This window comes from Helicobacter sp. 16-1353, from assembly GCF_003288815.1.
In the GTDB taxonomy this organism is placed as follows: Bacteria; Campylobacterota; Campylobacteria; order Campylobacterales; family Helicobacteraceae; genus NHYM01.
The window spans coordinates 47,147-66,011 of record NZ_NHYM01000001.1 but is presented as its reverse complement, the minus strand read 5'-3'; the positions used below and the strand labels follow the sequence as shown (position 1 = coordinate 66,011).

18 protein-coding genes are annotated in these 18,865 nt (G+C 32.1%); 8 read left to right on the top strand and 10 right to left on the bottom strand.

All coding sequences use genetic code 11. The features are described from left to right. The first annotated feature begins 94 nt into the window (after nucleotides 1-94). A complete protein-coding gene (locus tag CCY99_RS00300) occupies nucleotides 95-1,489 on the top strand; it encodes a hypothetical protein (RefSeq protein WP_112059418.1) in 1,395 nt (464 codons plus the stop codon). Next, nucleotides 1,486-2,100 (top strand): penicillin-binding protein activator LpoB, encoded by a 615-nt coding sequence (gene lpoB / locus CCY99_RS00295; protein WP_112059417.1) that lies wholly within the window; start codon nucleotides 1,486-1,488, stop codon nucleotides 2,098-2,100. The genes CCY99_RS00300 and lpoB overlap by 4 nt, the downstream gene beginning before the upstream one ends. Before the next feature lie 193 nt (nucleotides 2,101-2,293). On the opposite strand, the gene CCY99_RS00290 is transcribed toward lpoB, so the two are convergent. The 5 genes from CCY99_RS00290 to lysA all read right to left on the bottom strand — a co-directional run bounded on the left by CCY99_RS00290 (nucleotide 2,294) and on the right by lysA (nucleotide 7,673). Then, nucleotides 2,294-2,977: a hypothetical protein gene (locus tag CCY99_RS00290; RefSeq protein WP_112059416.1), complete on the bottom strand. Its 684-nt coding sequence runs from the start codon at nucleotides 2,975-2,977 to the stop codon at nucleotides 2,294-2,296. 2 nt (nucleotides 2,978-2,979) lie between these two features. Next, entirely contained in the window at nucleotides 2,980-3,915 is a 936-nt protein-coding gene (gene pdxA, locus CCY99_RS00285) for a 4-hydroxythreonine-4-phosphate dehydrogenase (protein WP_112059415.1), read from the bottom strand. Then, nucleotides 3,912-4,670 carry a pyridoxine 5'-phosphate synthase gene (locus CCY99_RS00280; protein ID WP_112059414.1) on the bottom strand — a complete coding sequence of 253 codons (759 nt, stop codon included), beginning with the start codon at nucleotides 4,668-4,670 and terminating at the stop codon, nucleotides 3,912-3,914. The genes pdxA and CCY99_RS00280 overlap by 4 nt, the downstream gene beginning before the upstream one ends. A gap of 663 nt (nucleotides 4,671-5,333) precedes the next feature. Then, nucleotides 5,334-6,404, bottom strand: a complete 1,071-nt coding sequence (gene pheA, locus CCY99_RS00270; RefSeq protein WP_112059412.1) for a prephenate dehydratase — start codon at nucleotides 6,402-6,404, stop codon at nucleotides 5,334-5,336. Nucleotides 6,405-6,413: 9 nt separating this feature from the next. Then, a complete protein-coding gene (gene lysA / locus CCY99_RS00265; RefSeq protein WP_258442864.1) occupies nucleotides 6,414-7,673 on the bottom strand; it encodes a diaminopimelate decarboxylase in 1,260 nt (419 codons plus the stop codon). A gap of 101 nt (nucleotides 7,674-7,774) precedes the next feature. Between lysA and CCY99_RS00260 the strand changes: the two genes are divergently transcribed. The 6 genes from CCY99_RS00260 to murA are packed head-to-tail and all read left to right on the top strand — an operon-like array spanning nucleotide 7,775 to nucleotide 13,620. Further along, the gene (locus CCY99_RS00260) at nucleotides 7,775-8,071 is read left to right on the top strand and encodes an ATP-dependent Clp protease adaptor ClpS (RefSeq protein ID WP_112059411.1); all 297 of its coding nucleotides are present in this window, start codon (nucleotides 7,775-7,777) and stop codon (nucleotides 8,069-8,071) included. Nucleotides 8,072-8,089: 18 nt separating this feature from the next. Next, on the top strand, nucleotides 8,090-10,303 hold the full coding sequence (locus CCY99_RS00255) for an AAA family ATPase (RefSeq protein ID WP_220092219.1): 2,214 nt from the start codon (nucleotides 8,090-8,092) through the stop codon (nucleotides 10,301-10,303). A gap of 8 nt (nucleotides 10,304-10,311) precedes the next feature. Beyond that, nucleotides 10,312-11,082, top strand: coding sequence for an ATP-binding protein (locus CCY99_RS00250; protein ID WP_112059410.1), 771 nt, complete (start codon nucleotides 10,312-10,314; stop codon nucleotides 11,080-11,082). A gap of 14 nt (nucleotides 11,083-11,096) precedes the next feature. Then, a complete protein-coding gene (gene galU / locus CCY99_RS00245) occupies nucleotides 11,097-11,915 on the top strand; it encodes a UTP--glucose-1-phosphate uridylyltransferase GalU (protein ID WP_112059409.1) in 819 nt (272 codons plus the stop codon). A gap of 9 nt (nucleotides 11,916-11,924) precedes the next feature. Then, entirely contained in the window at nucleotides 11,925-12,344 is a 420-nt protein-coding gene (locus tag CCY99_RS00240) for a hypothetical protein (RefSeq protein ID WP_112059408.1), read from the top strand. A 1-nt stretch (nucleotide 12,345) separates the two neighbouring features. Continuing rightward, nucleotides 12,346-13,620: a UDP-N-acetylglucosamine 1-carboxyvinyltransferase gene (gene murA, locus CCY99_RS00235; RefSeq protein WP_112059407.1), complete on the top strand. Its 1,275-nt coding sequence runs from the start codon at nucleotides 12,346-12,348 to the stop codon at nucleotides 13,618-13,620. A gap of 11 nt (nucleotides 13,621-13,631) precedes the next feature. On the opposite strand, the gene CCY99_RS00230 is transcribed toward murA, so the two are convergent. From CCY99_RS00230 to CCY99_RS00210, 5 genes are all read right to left on the bottom strand, one after another. After that, nucleotides 13,632-14,051, bottom strand: a complete 420-nt coding sequence (locus CCY99_RS00230; RefSeq protein WP_112059406.1) for a hypothetical protein — start codon at nucleotides 14,049-14,051, stop codon at nucleotides 13,632-13,634. Nucleotides 14,052-14,127: 76 nt separating this feature from the next. Next, the gene (locus tag CCY99_RS00225; protein WP_112059405.1) at nucleotides 14,128-14,568 is read right to left on the bottom strand and encodes a DUF302 domain-containing protein; all 441 of its coding nucleotides are present in this window, start codon (nucleotides 14,566-14,568) and stop codon (nucleotides 14,128-14,130) included. Nucleotides 14,569-15,506: 938 nt separating this feature from the next. Continuing rightward, nucleotides 15,507-16,715, bottom strand: coding sequence for a class I SAM-dependent methyltransferase (locus CCY99_RS09750; protein WP_258442919.1), 1,209 nt, complete (start codon nucleotides 16,713-16,715; stop codon nucleotides 15,507-15,509). Between the two features lie 771 nt (nucleotides 16,716-17,486). Further along, the gene (locus CCY99_RS00215; protein ID WP_112059403.1) at nucleotides 17,487-18,077 is read right to left on the bottom strand and encodes a hypothetical protein; all 591 of its coding nucleotides are present in this window, start codon (nucleotides 18,075-18,077) and stop codon (nucleotides 17,487-17,489) included. Then, nucleotides 18,064-18,864 (bottom strand): site-specific DNA-methyltransferase, encoded by an 801-nt coding sequence (locus CCY99_RS00210; RefSeq protein WP_112059402.1) that lies wholly within the window; start codon nucleotides 18,862-18,864, stop codon nucleotides 18,064-18,066. Before CCY99_RS00210 ends, CCY99_RS00215 begins: the two co-directional genes overlap by 14 nt. Between the last annotated feature and the right edge of the window lies 1 nt (nucleotide 18,865).

Sequence of the window (18,865 nt, the reverse complement as noted above, 5' to 3'; positions counted from 1 at the left end):
TCTAAATATTGATATTATAATTGTGTAGGATTTTATCAAAAATAATATAAATATTGCGAATTTATCTAAAGGTTACACTATAAAGGCAGAAACTTTGTATAAAACTAGCTTGTTACTTTTTATGCTTATTTTTTTTAATGCTTGTTCATCGATGGGAGATGTGGAGAGGTTAGATGATTTGTATTATAAAAATGAAAATCTAAAAGATTCTTATAATTATGTAAAAAAATACGCTAAAGATGATTTTCTTTGGGCTTTTCAAAGTGGAATCCTAGCTTATCAAATAGGCGATTTTAAAGCAAGTATGGAGTATTTTAATATTTCAGAAACTTTTTTTGAAGCACATAGAGAGGAAATTTTTCTTACAAGTGGATTTAAAACCATTGCTTCTATTTTAGTTAGTGAAGCAATGTTTGAATATTATGGAAATCTATATGAGGCTGTTTTTATAAATTATTACAAAGCGTTAAATGCAATGATGAGCGGAGATTATGCGACTTCTAGGGTCGAATTTAATCGTGCAAACGACAGACAAAGGCGTTCAAAAGATTTTTTTGCTGAGCGAATAAATCAAGTAAAAAATGCCATAGAGGATAGCACTACTACTTATAGCCAAGAAATGAGGGAAGCAAATAGAGAACAAGCATATAATTCAATGAATTCTATATACGCCCAAAAATATAGGAATCTTGATAAATTTAGAGCTTATGATGGTTTTGTGAATCCTATTGTAAGCTATCTTTCTGGAATCTTTTTTTTAACACAAAATGATTTTAATAAGGCAAATGATTTATTAAAGGAATCTTACGCCATTAGCACAAAAGATGAGATTCTGCTTGATTTGGATATTTTAGAGAAAAGAAAGTCAAAAAGAAATAAGGATTTTTATACTTGGATTATCATTGAAGATGGGCGAAGTCCTAAAAAATATGAGATAAGATTTGATGTTCCTTTGTATTTGCTTAATTCAAATGTCTTTTATTTTGGTATTGCTTTGCCGAATCTAGATTCTGGTAAATCCTATAATAATAGATATTCCATAAGCACGAGTATTAATAATGTAGAATCTGTATTTAATGGATTTGAGTTGGCAAATATGGAAGCGTTAGTTGCAAATGAATTTAATATTGAATTACCTTATATTATTGCAAAATCCATTATTTCAGCATCTTATAAGGCATATTTGCAATATTTTCTAAGTGAGCAATTTGGCTTTCTTGGTGGATTTGCTGGAGCTATATTTAGTGCTACAAGCACTAATGCTGATATTAGAAATGCTAGGATTCTGCCACTAAGATTTATAGCTATAAGGATTAAGAATGCAAATGATGTTTTTTATATATTTGGTGATAAAAAAATGTTATATCATTTTACCATTGATGAGAAATGCACAACATTATGTCTAAACAAAGACAATATAATTTATCTTAGGGTATTGCAAAATGGTATAATAAGCAGTTTAACTCATAGCATAGGAGAAAATAAATGAAAAATATATGGCTTGTTGTTTTAATATTTATAGGAATGATATTTGTAGCTTGCTCGTCAAAAACGGAATATGTCGCACTAGAAGATTCTAAGGAATATACAACAACTGGACTTGACTATCACGATATTGCAAATGCCGCGGAGCAAAGTGTTAAATCGCTGCTTTCAAGTAACTATACTAAAAAGATTAGTGATACGCGTCCAAAGGTTTTGGCTATTTCTGATGTGGTAAATGACACAATGCAGATGATTGATACAGAGCAACTTACTAGAAAAGTTACAAGGGATATGCGAAATAGCGGAAAATATATCTTAACCCTAGCTATTAGTGGTAGTGGTGGAAGTAAAGATGCTATGATAGATTCTGCACGAGATGCAAGAAATGATGATGAATTTAATCAATACACAACAATAGAGAAAGGTGAATTAATCGCTCCGGAATTATCGCTATCAGGCAAAATAATCCAAAAAAATACAAAATTATCATCATCACAACAGCGAATTGATTATTATTTTTTACTAACCTTAGTTGACCTTAAAAGTGGGCTTGTGCTGTGGGACGATGAGGTGAATATTATAAAAATAGGGAGTAATAAAAGTGTGGCTTGGTGATTAGCCTAGAATCTTAAGGATTTTCTAGCTAATTTTTAATCCAAGATTTAGGCGATGTAATAGCTTTATTAGAAATGCTAGGATTATCCATAAGCCAAATTTTTTAATAATTTCAATAAATGATAGTCTTTAAATCCATTGCTTTGGGATTTTTAAGATTCTAAATAAAAAAGTTTGGCTTTAAAAATTGAATTTATAAAATACTATCTTTTAGATTTAATTCCCTTGAGTATATTTTTTTAAACTTTATAAAATCTTCTTCAATATTTTTATTGCCATAAAATTTTATAGATATGGCGTTTTGCTCAAAAATATTAGGCATTGACATCTCAACTAATCCATAGATATTTATATCATTTGCGAGATTGGATAATCGTATATAATCCGCAAAAACTTCGCCAATCAAGATAATATCACTTTTTTTATTAGTCGAAAAATCATTGATTGTAAAGGTTTGGATATTGTTACATTTTAGAATTGAGAGATAATTTTTGATAGATTTAATAGTTGCATTTTGGATAAACCCAGAATCTATATTTATCCCAAATAGTAGGCTTTTATCGTCGTTAATATCATAAATATCATTGTCTTCATTATCATTGATATATGTAGAAAAAAGTGCCAAAAACTCATCTAATCTTTGGCTTAGCATATTCACATCATCTCTTAGTTTTTTTTGAGAATCTCGCTCATTTTTTAGCATAGTTTTTAGGGAATCTACATTAGATTCTAGCTCATTTATATAATCACTATTTTCAAGCACTTTTATATGCTCTTTTAGCTTTAAAATCTCTTGTTTTAGGGCTTCATTTTCATATTGTAGTTTTTTATTATTATCTTTTAAATCATTTGTTATTGTTACTAAATAATCTTCCATTTTTAGTTCTTTAGAATAAAATCTATTGCATTAAGATAGCTTTTTATACTCGCTTTATTTTGATAAGCTATATCAAAAGCCACTCCGTGGTCTACCGATGTTCTTAAAATCGGCAATCCAAGCGTTACATTTATACTTTCATCAAAATAAAGTGCTTTTAGCGGAGCTAAACCTTGGTCGTGATACATTGCAATAAAGGTGTGGAATCTTGCTCTATTTTGTGGGCTAAATGCAATATCTGGCGAAATAGTGCCGATGAAAATCTCTTTTTTAAGTGCTTTATTTGCGGCAATTATCGCTTCATTTATGATAAAATCCTCTTTCCCTAAAACGCCATTATCCCCTGCGTGTGGATTTAGCCCCAAAACTAGGGCTTTATCAAAGCTAAAATTATTTGCAAACTTTATAAAAAACTTCAACAAACTATCAAATTTTATTTTACTAGGCACTTCTTTTAGCGGAATGTGGTCGCTAAAAAGGGCGACAAACATTTCCTTGCAACCTAGCATCATAATGCCTTTATCACCAAAATAATGGCTTAAAAAATCTGTATGCCCGACAAAATTAATATTAGCAAGTTCCCACGCTTTTTTGTGGATTGGTAAAGTCAGTAAAGCATCGGCTTTTTTTTCTTTGACAAAAATAGTTGCATTTTTGAAAGATTGAAAGCTATATTCGCCACTTAGAGAATCTAATTTGCTGGGATTTATTAGATTATTTATGGAATCTTGGATTTTTTGAGAGCATAAATATTGTATATTTTGCGTATGAAAATCTTTTGGAGGTTTTAGTTTTAGTAATGTTAATGCGGATTCTACTACTTCTACATCTATGAAATAAATCGGCTCACAATATTTCTTAATTTCCTCGTGGGATTTTAGGGCGATTTCAAGCCCAATGCCATTTACATCGCCGATACTAATTGCAATTTTTTTCATCGTTTTATTAGATTTTTCATCTCTCTTATAGCATTTTCTAATCCGCAAAATACGGCTCTAGCGATGATGCTATGCCCGATATTTAATTCTGTTATTTCTTTAATCTTTACAATTTCTTTTACATTTTGATAGTTTAATCCATGTCCAGCATACACTTCAAGCCCTATATTATTAGCTAATATTGCGGAATCTTCTAAATTTTTCAATAACATTTGATATTTTACTTTAGGATTATTTATAATAAGTGCATTATGGGTGCGATTTAGATTTGTATTTAATACCAAAAATAGATTCGCAAAAGCCCCTGTGTGTAACTCAATAGCATCACTTTCAAAATCTTTTGCTTTTTTTATATCATCACTAAAAGCATCAATAAAAAGTGAAACTTTTATGCCATTGTCTTTGATTTTTTTAATCGTTTCTTTTATGGAATCTTGCAGTTTTAAACCGCCCTCAGTGGTTACTTCCATTCTATTTTCTGGAACAAGTGTTATTGAATGCGGTTTTAAGGCTATTAAATAATCAATAATTTCTTTATTTATGCTAGATTCTACATTGATTGGGAGCTGTGATGAATTTATAATTTTTGTAATATCTTCATCGTGCATATGTCGCCTATCTTCTCTTAGGTGGATAGTGATTTGCTCCGCTCCCGCATTTTTGGCTATAAATACAGCTTCTAGCGGGTCTGGGTCATTAATCTTTCTAGCCTCTCTTAATGTTGCGATGTGGTCGATATTTACACCTAATTTCATAATTTCTCCTTTAATTTACTTTAACATAGCCAAAGCTAATTTTTTAAAAGTTTTTTATATTCTACCACCTAACACACGATATTTTAATTTAACTTCTTAATTCTGTGCGTTAGCATAGCACCGAAAAAGCGTTATCGGTGGGATTGCATTAGCATTGGGATAAGGGAGCGACTTCGTTTTTACTATAAATTTGCTCCGCTCACTTTGCAATAAACTTTGTTTTACTAGAAGCTACGCTTTCAAGGAAGCTTCGTTTTCAAGGAAGCTACGCTTTACTAGAAGCTACGCTTTGATAAATTTCCATTTAAGCCCCATTGTTCCCCTTTGCTACACCACTTAAAACAAAAAATTAGGATTCTATGGAAAAGCGATTTTATAAAGGCATTTCCTTTTTCTAATCCAATCCTACCCATCGCTTTTTTTGCTACTACTGCACGAAACGAGAGCGAAACCTTTTTATTTTTTTCCTGCTACACCCCTTTTTTGCTAACTACCACACGGAATTTTATTTCATTAAAAATGCTTTAGCAATTTTTAAGAATCTTATAGGAGGCATTAACCTCACACGATAAAATGGGTGAGACAAAATAAAACTTAAGAAAAACAAATCCATTCCCCCACGAAAATGCTTTTTATGCCTTTTAACCTCCCATAAAATCTCATTTAATATTTTTCTTGCGTATAGCTTCCTAGCCATTTTAGTTTATCTTTTTTCTCCTTAAATATATTGCTTACATTTTCATTATCGATATGCCCCTCCAACTCGATATAAAACCAAAAACTAAAGCTTTTATTTTTATGTAATGGACGAGATTCTAGCTTTACTAAATTTATATTTTTGGTATTAAAATCATTTAGTAGCTTTGCTAGAGTTCCGGGTTTATCAGAATTGTTTATAAACGCACAAAGCGAGGTTTTATCACTATTTGTGGCATTTGTCTTAAAATCACTTATGATAAAAAATCGCGTAATATTATCATTATTATCTTGGATATTTTCAAACATAATTGGGAGATTATAGATATTTGCTGCGATATTCGAGCAAATCGCCGCACTATTGGGCGTCTCACTAGCGATTTTAGCTGCTTTTGCGGTGGAATCTAGTGGGATAAGCTCGGCATTTTCAAGCGAATAATTATTCAAAAACTCCCTACATTGCCCAAATGCAATATCTTTAGAATAGATTTTTTTGATATTGGAGATTAGCTTTTCATTTGAAGCGAAGCTATGGTGAATGGAGAGATTGGATTCTGCGATGATTTTAACATCATATTTTGCTAGAAAGTCCAAGCTCTCGCTCACGATGCCATTGCTATTATTTTCAATTGGGATAACGCCGTATTTTACGCTCTTATTTGCCACAGATTTAAAAATAGATTCTATATTTGTGCTTGAGATATACTCGCTAATCTTGCCAAATTTCGACACCGCCACTTGATGTGTAAAGCTCCCAATTGGTCCTAGATACGCCACTCGCTCGGGTAATTCCAAATACCTGCTAGTGGCAAAAATCTCCCTATAAATCGCCTCAATGCCGCTATTTGTGATATTGCTTTTATTCTGCTCCATTAAGCAATTTAAAATCTCATTTTCTCGCTTTGGGTGGTAGATTGCGGCATTTGATTGTAGCTTTAGTTTTCCTATTTCTTTTACAATCCCCATTCGCCTATCAAGTAAATTTAAAATCTCATTATCGATTTTATCAATACTCTTTCGCAAATTCTTTAAGTCCATTTCCCCTCCTTAATTCAAATATGGCAATTCATTTGCTATTAAATCTTCAAAATTCTCTCTTTTTCTAATTAACTTATCTTTGCCATTGATAATCGCTACTTCGGCACATTTTAACCTTGAATTATAATTACTCGACATACTAAATCCATATGCTCCCGCAGATTTGATAATAATCAAATCACCAGCTTTTGTGCGTGGAATCTTGATATGTTTAGCGATATAATCCCCACTCTCACAAATAGGTCCCACGATGTCTGCATATTCTTGGAATCTTGTATTATCTTTTAATAAATCTGGTATATGGCTTTTTTGGTTAGTATCTACGCTAATATATTCTATTTTATGCTTTGCATTATATAGAGCAGGGCGGATTAAGTCATTCATAGCGGCATCAACAATGCAGAATCTCTTATTTTCATTCTGTTTTTCATATAATATTTTAGATATTAAAACCCCGCAATCTCCAACTATATATCGACCCGGCTCACAGATTATACTTAAATCCAATCCTTGCATTTCTTTTAAGATTCCTTGAGCATAGGAGTAAATATCAATTGTTTTTTCATCATTATATTTTATCCCAATTCCCCCGCCAATATCGATAAATTTTAAATCAAGCTTTAGAGCCAAAAGTCCAAAAATCAATTCCACTATCTTATTAGCACTTTGTGTTATAGGGGATAATTCTACAAGCTGACTTCCTATGTGAAAGTGGATTCCAATCGGGTGAAGAAATTTCGAATTTCCTGCATAAATATACATTTTTTTCGCACTTTCTATATTTACCCCAAATTTATTTTCTCTTAATCCTGTTGAAATGTATGGGTGCGTTTTGGCATCTACATTTGGATTAACACGAATGCTAATCCTAGCACTTTTACCCAAATCTTTAGCGATAGTTTCCACTCGTAGCATTTCCTCTACACTTTCTAGATTTAGGAATAAAATATCAAGTTCCAATGCCTCTTTTATATCTAAGTCGCTTTTTCCAACACCGCTATAAATAATCTTATATTTTGGAATCCCAGCTTTTAATGCCCTTTTTACTTCATTTATTGAAACACAATCCGCCCCGCAATCTAAGGAAGCCAAATAAGATAAAAGTGATAGGTTTGAGTTTGCCTTTAGTGCATAGCAAATTAGCGATTTTCTTGCTTTAAATGCCCTTTTAAAGTCAAAAACCTTATTTTTTATTTCATCAAAATCATATACATATAAAGGAGTTCCATATTTATTCGCTAAATATAAAAGTAAATCTTTTGTAATCAATTTAAGAATCCTTGACTTAAAATTAAATTATAATTTTATGATAAAAAAGTAAAAATAATTCTATCAAATGAAACTTTATATTTAGGAGATTTATTAAAGCAATGTATGATTATAAAAATGAATATGACTTAGATACGAAATTAGTCTTGCCTAAAATGTCAAAAGTTATAATGCTAAATGATGATTATACAACACAGGATTTTGTTATTAGAATCCTAGAGGAGATTTTTAATAAAAACACGCAAGAAGCGACAAATATTATGCTTGAAATTCATAATAATGGGCGGGGAATCTGCGGAATCTACCCATATGATATTGCTCAAACCAAAGCAAATATAGCAAGGAAAAAATCAAAAGAGGCTGGATTCCCACTAAAAACGATAGTGGAAGCAGATTAAAATAAATAAGGAGGGCTAATGATAATCGACAATAATCTTAATTCAATAATCAACACTGCAATAGATTTAGCGCGTAATTTCGGGCATAATATGCTAACAACAGAGCATATTTTTTTATCATTTCTTAAAAATAAAGAAGGGAGTGAGTGTATCACGAATCTAGGTGGAGATGTAAAAGATTTACAAATACAAATCCTACAATATCTAGAATCATTTTTAGAATCTAATCCAAATATTAAGTTTGAAGATTTTAAGCCAATTTATACATTAGCCTTGGAGAGCATTTTTAGAACAATGATAAATATATCAGAAAACTCACAAAAAGAAATTGTTGATATTTATGATTTGCTAATCGCTATTACTTCGGATAAACAATGTTATAGCACACTTTTATTGGAATCCCAAAATATAACAAAAATAGATATTTTAGAATTTGTGGTGGATAGGCAAAGTGGTTTTTACACACAAAATGAAAGCCAAAATACTAATGAAAAGTCAAACCCTCTTTCTTTATACACAAGAGAGCTTGTGGCATTAGCAAAAAATGGCGTAATCGACCCTGTTATAGGGCGAGATGATGAGATAAAAAGGGTTTGCGAGATTCTATGCAGGAGAAAGAAAAATAATCCACTCTTAGTTGGTGAGCCCGGCGTTGGTAAGACAGCGATTGCTGAGGGCATTGCTCTAAAAATTGCAAATAATGAAGTCATAGATGAGATGAAAGATTGTAAGATTTATGCACTTGATTTAGGGCTTTTAATCGCAGGGACAAAATATCGTGGTGATTTTGAAAAGCGAATAAAAGATGTGCTTGATAGTTTTAAAAAAGTTCAAAATGCAATTATTTTCATTGATGAGATTCACACGATAGTTGGTGCAGGAAGCACGAGTGGCGGGAGCTTGGACGCTTCAAACTTACTTAAACCAGCTCTTGCAAATGGGAATCTTAGATGTATTGGGGCTACTACTTATAGCGAATTTAGAAATCATTTTGATAAGGATAAGGCACTTTCTCGTCGTTTTGCTAAAATAAATATTGATGAGCCAAGCATTGAGGATTCCATAAAAATACTAACTTCTCTTGCTCCAATCTATGAAAAATTTCATAATGTTATATATGCTAAAGATGCATTAGAATCTTGCGTTATCCTATCAAATAGATTTATAAATGATAGATTCCTGCCAGATAAAGCTATCGATTTACTTGATGAAGCGGGGGCGTATTTTAAAATCTATGGAAATCAAAAAATCAATAAAAAGATTAAGATAAATAAACATAATATCGAATATCTAGTATCTAAAAATACAAAAATGCCATTAACAAAAACTATTGATGAGAGAATCCTATTAAAAAATCTACCTAAGAAATTAAAATCTAGGATATTTGGACAAGATGAAGCGATTGATTCACTCTATAAAAGCTTATTAAAAAATAAAGCAGGACTTGGAAATCCAAATAGACCTATTGGCGTGTTTTTATTCACAGGGGCAACAGGTGTGGGAAAAAGTGAGTTAGCAAAAGAATTAGCACTAAATCTTAATATTAATTTCTTGCGATTTGATATGAGTGAATATAGCGAATCTCACACAATATCGCGATTAATCGGTGCTCCTGCTGGATATGTAGGATTTGAAGAGGGTGGATTATTAGTAGAATCTATACGCAAAAATTCCCATTGTGTGCTACTTTTAGATGAGATTGAAAAGGCACACGAAAGTATATATAATCTTTTATTGCAAATTTTTGATAATGCCACTTTAACGGATAATAGCGGAAATAAGGCAGATTTTAGAAATGTTATTATTATTATGACTTCTAATATTACAACTAAAGATTTGCCTATGCTTGGATTTGGTAATAATGCAGATTCTAGCAAGGATAGGGCGATAAAGGATTTATTCTCTCCAGAATTAAGAAATAGATTAGATTGCACTTGTCATTTTAATAATCTAAATAAAAGTCATCTAAGATTAATTATCCAAAAGCAAATAGATGAGATAAATTCACAATTAAAAGATGTGAAAATATCGCTAAATCAAAATGTTTATGATTATTTATTGAATCTAAAATTTGATACTTCTTTGGGTGCTAGGGAAATACATAGAATCTTAGAAAGAGAAATTAAGATTCCGCTAAGTGAGTTGATTTTATTTAGAAAGTTTAAAAAAGGAACGATTATAAAAGTTGTTGTGAGAGATAATAAGCTAGATTTCAAAGCAAATACAAACTAGGAAAATAAATGATTAGAAAAATTGATACGAATTGGAAAATATGCGATGCATTTATTTGGCGAGGCGAATACTTACACCCCATACGCGAATTTAACGCTTTTAATATGGAGGATTTAATTGGAATTGATGAGCAAAAAGAGATTTTGCTTAAAAACACAGAATCTTTTATTAATAATAAAGGCGGATTGAATGCTTTACTATATGGACCTCGTGGCTGCGGCAAAAGCACATTAGTTAGAGCAGTATTTACACATTTTTTATCTCATAATCTAAAAATAATCCAAATCGCAACAGAGGATATATCCATAATACCAATCTTTGTAGATGCGATGAGAATCCAACCTCATAAATTTATTATTTTTTTAGATGATTTGAGTTTTGAGGGCGGAGATACTTCGTATAAATCGCTAAAAGTTGTGCTAGATGGCTCTATTGAAAAGATTCCAAATAATGTTTTATTATATGCCACTTCAAATAGAAAGCATGTTATGGCGGAGTATGAGAGCGATAATCTTGGTGCTAAAACTATAAATAAAGAATTACACTTTCAAGACGCAGTTGAGGAGAGAATCTCACTTAGTGATAGATTTACTCTTAGTATTCCATTTTATAAAACAAATGTTGATGAATATTTACAAATTGTTAAGATGTATTTCCAACAAGATTTAAGCGAAGAGTTAAAAACCAAAGCATTATCCTATGCCACACAAAAAGGGCAGAGAAGCGGTAGAGTAGCATTGGATTTTTTTAGAAGTATGCGAATAGGATTGATTAAATAATACAAAGGAAAAATATGATTAGAAAGTGCTTATTCCCAGCAGCAGGCTACGGAACAAGATTTCTCCCAGCTACAAAGGCGATTCCAAAGGAAATGCTTCCAGTGAATACAAAGCCATTAATTCAATACGGCGTCGAAGAGGCATTAGATGCAGGTTGCGATACGATGGCAATAGTTACAGGGCGAGGAAAAAGGGCAATAGAAGACCATTTTGATATAAGTTATGAGTTGGAACATCAATTAAAAAGTGCTAAAAAAGAACATCTCTTAAAGGATATTAGAGAGATTATTAATAATTGCTCTTTTACTTATATTAGACAAAATGAAATGAAAGGCTTGGGACACGCTATCCTAACAGGTGAAAAATTAGTAGGGAATGAATCTTTTGGCGTGATTTTGGCAGATGATTTATGCATTAATGATAATGGAAAAAGCATTTTGGCACAAATGATTGATTTGTATAATAGATTTGAATGCTCGATTATTGCAATTCAAGAAGTAGATTCTAAAGATTTAAGTAAATATGGCGTGATTGATGGAAAAGAGATTGAAAGCGGAATCTATGAGGTTAAAAGTATGATTGAAAAGCCAGAGCCACAAGATGCCCCAAGCAATCTAGCAGTAATCGGTCGATATATCCTAACACCCGATATTTTTAGGATTCTACTAGATGTCGCCCCGGATAAAAAAGGTGAGATTCAAATCACAGATGCTCTAAAGATTCAAGCCCAAAGTTCGCGAGTTCTTGCATATAAATTTAAAGGGATTCGCTATGATTGTGGAAGTATTGAGGGATTTGTAAAAGCAAATATAGATTTATATAAAAGAAAATAGAGGTATTCTTTGTATCAAATATCTTATTTTTTTCTATTCTATATTATTGGTATTGTTTTATTTGTCATTATGCTGGGCATTCTTTTTTTATGCGGATTTTTTAATAAAAATATGGAAAAAGCAGAGCCAAAAACTACTCTTGATTTTCTCTTAGAACAAGTTAATAACTCGCATAATGACAAGGAGATTTTAGATTCTGTTATGCGTGAATTTTATGCAAATTTTTATAATATCTCAAATACAAATAAAAATTTTGATAAATGGCTTAATCTAATCCAAGCAATAACATTACTTGATTATATGAGTGTAGAGCAGGCAGCTAGATTCCGCGATGATTTAGTAAAGAAAAATCCAAAGATTAAAAGTGATATTGAGCATTCCATTGGTGTTAGTCTAAAATATAGAGAAAATAAAAAGATAAAGAGATAGTATGGATTATTTACAAATAGAGGGCAACCATAATCTAAGTGGGAGCGTAACAATAAGTGGTGCTAAAAATGCTGCTTTGCCATTAATTGCTATGACGATTTTAGCAAAAAATAGTGTTTTACTAGGTAATTTGCCTAATGTGGTTGATGTTCGTGTGCTTATAAAACTACTTGTTATGCTTGGAGCAAATAGCATTGATAAAGATAAAAATACGATAGAAATAAATACAAATGATATTAATAATACTAAAGTCGTATATGATATTGTTCGTAAAATGCGTGCTTCAATATTACTTTTAGGACCGCTATTAGCTAGATTTGGAAAATGTCAGGTAAGCTTACCGGGTGGTTGTGCTATAGGAGCTAGACCTGTTGATTTGCATATAAAAGCGATGCAAAATATGGGGGCAAAAATACAAATTAAAAATGGATATATCAATGCTACTGCTCCAAAAGGACTAAAGGGAAGTAATATTATCTTTGATAAGATAACTGTAACAGGAACAGAAAATGTCATTATGGCAGCCACTTTAGCAAAAGGCAAAACAACAATAATAAATCCCGCAAAAGAGCCAGAAGTAATACAATTATGCGATGTTTTAAAACAAAATGGAGTTGATATTAGCGGGCAGGGTAGCGATGAGATTACTATCATAGGAACAGATGGGGAACTCATAAATATAGCAGATATTAGCATTATTCCAGATAGGATTGAGGCAGGGACATACTTGTGTGCAGGGGCGATTACAAACTCTACTATTACCATTAAAAATATCATTCCTAAGCACTTAGAGGCAATTTTAAATAAATTGAAAGAAATAGGTTTTAATATTAACATTGATAAAGATAGTATTACGATTTTTAAATCAAAAGAATTAAACGCTTTTGAGCTTACCACGAGTGAATATCCCGGTTTTCCAACTGATATGCAAGCACAATTTATGGCACTAGCTACACAATGCAAAGGAGTAAGCACGATAAAAGAGAGATTATTTGAAAATCGCTTTATGCATGTAAATGAACTTCAAAGGCTTGGTGCAAATATCTCGCTTCTTGGGAATGTGGCAAATATCAATGGCAAAACAAATCTAATCGGTGCTGATGTAATGGCAACAGATTTGCGTGCAAGTAGTGCATTAGTTTTAGCAGGTCTTGTGGCAAGTGGTGAAACTAAAATACATAGAATCTACCATCTTGACCGCGGATATGAAAAAATAGAGGATAAATTATCAAAGATTGGCGTTCATATCAAACGATTTAAAAATGATAGGGTTTAATTTATAGGTTACTATTCCCTTGTGTAGATGAGCTTTTTACTCAAAAGTAGTTTATTATCCGTGTATTTCGCCCATACAATATCAAGGCTGAAAATCTCTCCAACTCCAAACGTAGCAAATGGAAAAGATTTATAATATAGATTTGCTTGGTTTTTTTGGGCTTTTTTAAAGATTGCTTTTATTTGAACGCCTTTTAATAATCCAAGATTCTTAGAATCTTTAGCGATAATAATGCCTATATTTGGGTTTATCATAGCTAATTTTATATGCTTTGTTTCTATATCACTTTTGATAATAAGGCTTAGATTTGCTACATCAAATGCATAATAACAACTCGCACAATAAATCTCATAATTGCCATTATTTTCTTCTATAACACTAAAGCTTAAAAGATTGTTTTTAGCAATAAAGTCTTTAATTCTATTATCCATAAATGGATTCTAGCTAAAATATTAATTACTACGCCATTTAAGCCAATAAGGCTTATTTGGCAAATAGATTTAAAAATTATTTTTCTTGCGTAGAGGAGCGGACCATTTCTTTTAAAAGATTATCCACATTATCAACAACTTTAGTATTTTTTATATTGTATTGTTTTGCTAAATCTTTAATATCTGTATATGTTACAAATACATTATTTTTCGCATCTTTCCATACAGAAATCCTAAGAGGTAAATGAATAGCTATACTTTGATTTTCTTGCATTAAAAATGTCCCAACTTTTGGATTCCCAAAAACTATAACACTTGTTGGATTTAGCTCTAACCCGACTTCTTCTGCATTCTTAGCATGGTCAAATTCCGCAAAAATGGGTATATTTTTTTGCACTATAGTATTTTTAATATTTTTATAAGTGGTATCAAAATCGTATTTACTTTTTATTATATCCATTGCATTTGCCATATTAACTATAATAAACATAGATAATATTAGTTTTATTATTTTCATCTAACATTTCCTTTTATAAAAATCTTAATAGTTTTAAACTATCAGCGGATTACTATAGAATAAATGCTATTAAAGTAATGTTAAATGAATTTAATATTATAGTAGAATTTTCATCAATAAAATGCTAAGCAATTCATCTAATATTATGAAAATAAATTATCCCAAATATCAGGAAAATGTCCTAACCAAACTCGCCAAAACTATCAAAATCCAAGACTTAGAATCTTTCTAAATCACAACTATCTTAAAAATAAGCACTTTTTTGATTTGTTTATCTTAAAGCTAAAGCTGGAATCTAATTCTAAGCCATTTTAAAAAGTATGGTGAAATAGAAATCACCACAAAATGCTATTAAATGCAATCAAATTTTTAGATTCTAATACTTTAAAAATTGCTCTAGTAGTAAAAGCAAACTTCTTAATCTCATATAAAGCACTTTGGTGTTTTTGGATTGGCAGAATCTCACTTGCCTACTAGAAGCTAAGCCTTTATGGGAAGATTAACCAACACTCTACTAGAAACTTTGCTTTGTTCGTTATATTTTTAAAAGTTAGGATTTAACATTTTTATTAAATCACCTATTAGTTTTTTGGTATTTTGCATAAAATTAAGGATTTAACTATCATATTTTTTTAAAAATTTCAATTTTTTAAGATTCTATATGGAGATTCCACTAGCAATGAAAGTAAATTTTTCGCACTAGTGGTGAAATTGCAAAAGCAGAAATCAAGCGAGTTTTGTGTAAAGGGCAACAATACTTTGTCGAAAAATTAGCAGGAAATTTCACTTTCAAGAAGATTTCAATGTATTAGAAAGTAGCAAATTAATCCAAAACCCTTTTATGAATCTAGTTGATAAAATAACATTCTTATAAAATTTAAGATTTGATTTGCTGAATCCACCCCATCGCCATTTTTTAAAAATCATAGATTCTAACCTTAATTTATAGAGATTATATTTAAAAATTCCGCGAAGCTAGAATCTAGATGGCAGTTTTCTAGGCTTCTTTGAGAGAATATAAACCTCCCATCACACACGAATCCAAGCTCCGCCCAATCTAGTGCATTTAACTTCGCACAAACCCTCTGTAAAGTCGCCAAATCCGCCCTAAACTTTGGGAAAATCGCCAAAATCGACCCATCATATGCCTTGCAATCGTGGATAAAAAATGGCTTTTTGTGCCTTGTCTTGGTATTTACATAGATTCGCGGCAAGTCGCTCTTAAAATAATCTCTGCCCCACTCAAACCAATTATTTTCGCTAAATTTTTTAATCCGCCTCTGCATTAAAACTTCCTTAAACTTCCGCAAATAAGGGGAGTTTTCGGCACTTTTCCCATAAATCATTTTCTTTGTTTTGCCACTTTTGATGGTCTTGGAACACACGAAATCCACATCGCCAAATTCCTCGCTCCCAAATATGGAATCCGCCCCACTCACCGCCCCAACCTTGACAAAAAATAGCTCGTAAAAGGGGATGGAATAATCGCTCTTGCTAAAGATAATCTGTCCGTTTAGAAAAGTAAATTTACAAATTGTATTTTTAATAAAAGTGCTGAAATCTTGGAAAATAAGCAAATTCGTGTCCCGCGTAAAATTGCCCTTTTCAAACCGCCAAATCGCACAATTGGGCGTAGCGTGGGCGAAAATCCGCCTATCACCCAAATCGATAAAATCCGTAATGCTTCCTTGAGCGAACAAAAATTCATTTAGTTTGCGGCTCGAAGTGCTTTTAAGAAAATCCCTAGGCGTGATAAAAACCAGCTCACCGCCACTTTTTAGGTGTAAAACGCATTTGAAAATAAAGAAAATATAGAGATTGGTTCGCTCGTCAAAAAGACTTTGGGAATTCTTTTGGGTCGTTAGATTTGTGGCGATTGTGTGTGTTTTGAGATTCGTGGGATTATTTAGACTTGCTTGGTTTTGTGGGTTTGTGATATTTGCGAAATTCGTGGGATTTGCCGGATTTGTAGAATCTACCAAATTTGCAAATTCTGCTAAATCGGCGTAATTTTCTGGCTCTAAATTCTCCAAAAAGCCATTAATTGCGGACTTTGTGCTTGGGCTAATGTCCCTATATCGCACATAGGGCGGATTGCCGATAATGCTGTCAAACTTTTCATCAATGCTAAAATCAAAAAAATCCATATTTAAAATTAGCGAATCTGCGGGCTTTGCAGAGTTTTTGGAATCTGTAGAATCTGTGAAATCTGTGGAATCTGCGAGTTTTGCGGAATCTGGCTTAAAATCTAAAAAATTAACAGAATCTGCAGAATCTCGCCTAAAATCCAAAAACTTAGTAGAATCTGTAGAATCTTTAATAATTCTTACGATTTTGGCGTCCCCAAAATCGCCACTTTTTAGCAACTCCCAATCAATCTCAATGCCAACTTTCATAGCAGTTTTTAAAATCTTTGCAACTCGCAGATTCTCCCCATTTTGATTCGCCACTTCCGCTGTTTGCAAATTTTCAACCTTTAGATTCGCCGTTTTCCTAGCCTCTAAAATCTCTGTAGTTTTTAAAATATTCGCAACTTGCGGATTATTCGAGCCTAGATTCACATTTTTTGCGACATTTGAAATCTCCCCATTTTTGCCCACTTGCGGAATCAAAGCTGTTTTACGAGAATCTGCCCTAGCAACTTGCGGAATCCAAGCCGTTTTCACGCCCTCGTTTGCAAGTGGCAAATTCTTATAAAACGCCCCATTGCCACAGCTAGGCTCTAAAATCCGCCCATTATTTTTGATTAGCCCAAGCATAGCTTTAGCCACGCTCTGCGGAGTAAAAACCTGCCCTAGAATCTCCACATTCGGCTTTATCTCACCCACAAAACCACCTTAAATTCCGCACGATTCCACGCAATGCCCTAAACATAGCAAACCACAATTTGCTTATTTTTGCTATAAACTCTACTCATCTTATAATAATTTTCCGCCATATAATTCTTTATTGTTACTATTATATTCTAGTTTTAATTTCACATTTTTTTCATACATATCCACAATATGGAAATTCCCATTAAGCAACAATATATTATTTTTCTTTGTGGTTAAAAAGCAAATTAGCAAATGCGGTGCGTCATAAATGATTTTTGAGCTTTGCGATGGAGAGTAGAAAAATGTCCTTAGTGTTTGATTTTGTTTGCTTTCCTCGCAAGTTTTAAGTTCTATATAATAATATTTATCCTTAAAAACTAGCAAGCCATCTGGATAGCCACTTTCCTTATCTTTGCCATAGGAATTTTTTGGCTTTTGATATTCTAATTGCATATTTCTACACTCAACAGCAAACAGATTAGCCACGATATTACCAAATTCGTTAGGACGAGCACTAAATTCTATATTATTTACCGGAGTGATTGTATTGCTACAAGCAGTTTTTAGAATATTTAATAATTCGTCATTGTCAAATTTCAGCACTTCACATTTTTCTATATTTTTTACTACTTCTTTAAATGGGAAAATTTTATTATTTAATTTGCTTATTTCGCCTAGCTTAGAATAATCCATTTTCCACCCTTGTATTTTTTATTCTCTCTTGTGCAAGTTCTATATAGCTAGATTCTATATCACAGCCTATAAAATTTCTATTTAGCTCCTTACAAGCAACTCCCGTAGTTCCACTACCGCAAAATGGGTCTAAAACCAAATCATTTTCATTACTCCAAGAGTATATATGGTCTCTTGCCAACCAAAGGGGGAAAGTGGCTGGGTGCTTTATGGATTTACACATATTTTCTTGCCCTGAAGTGTTGCCTTTCCAAATGTTGTAACGCATTCCAAATTCTTCAATAACTCGTTTTTTCTGCTTTGTGAAATTGCCATCTCGTTTGCGTGTGGTATTCTCTCCAAGTGTGGTATAACCAGCATAGACATTTTTCCTATCCATTAGGGGATTAAATGTTTTTGGTCTGCCTTTTGAGAGAATAAACATATATTCAAATATTTGATGATAGCGGGTTTTGCTAGGATTAGAAAAATTATTTTTTTGATAAATCATAGTATCGTGGATTTTAAATCCAAGTTCTTTAAAATAAAGTGCTTGTTTAAAGCTATTTAGGCTCTCACTCCCATCAATAGTAGAATCTCCCACAATCCACACCATAACACCACCCATTTTTAATACCCTAAAAAGCTCTTTAGCAATCTCTTCAAAGCTAAAATCAAATCCCTTATAATCTCTTAAATTATCATAAGGCGGGGAAGTTAGAATTAAATCAATACTAGAATCAAATATGCTCTTAAGTGTATCTTTTGAATCTCCTAGCAAAAACATTGGATATTTTAAGCCACTCAAA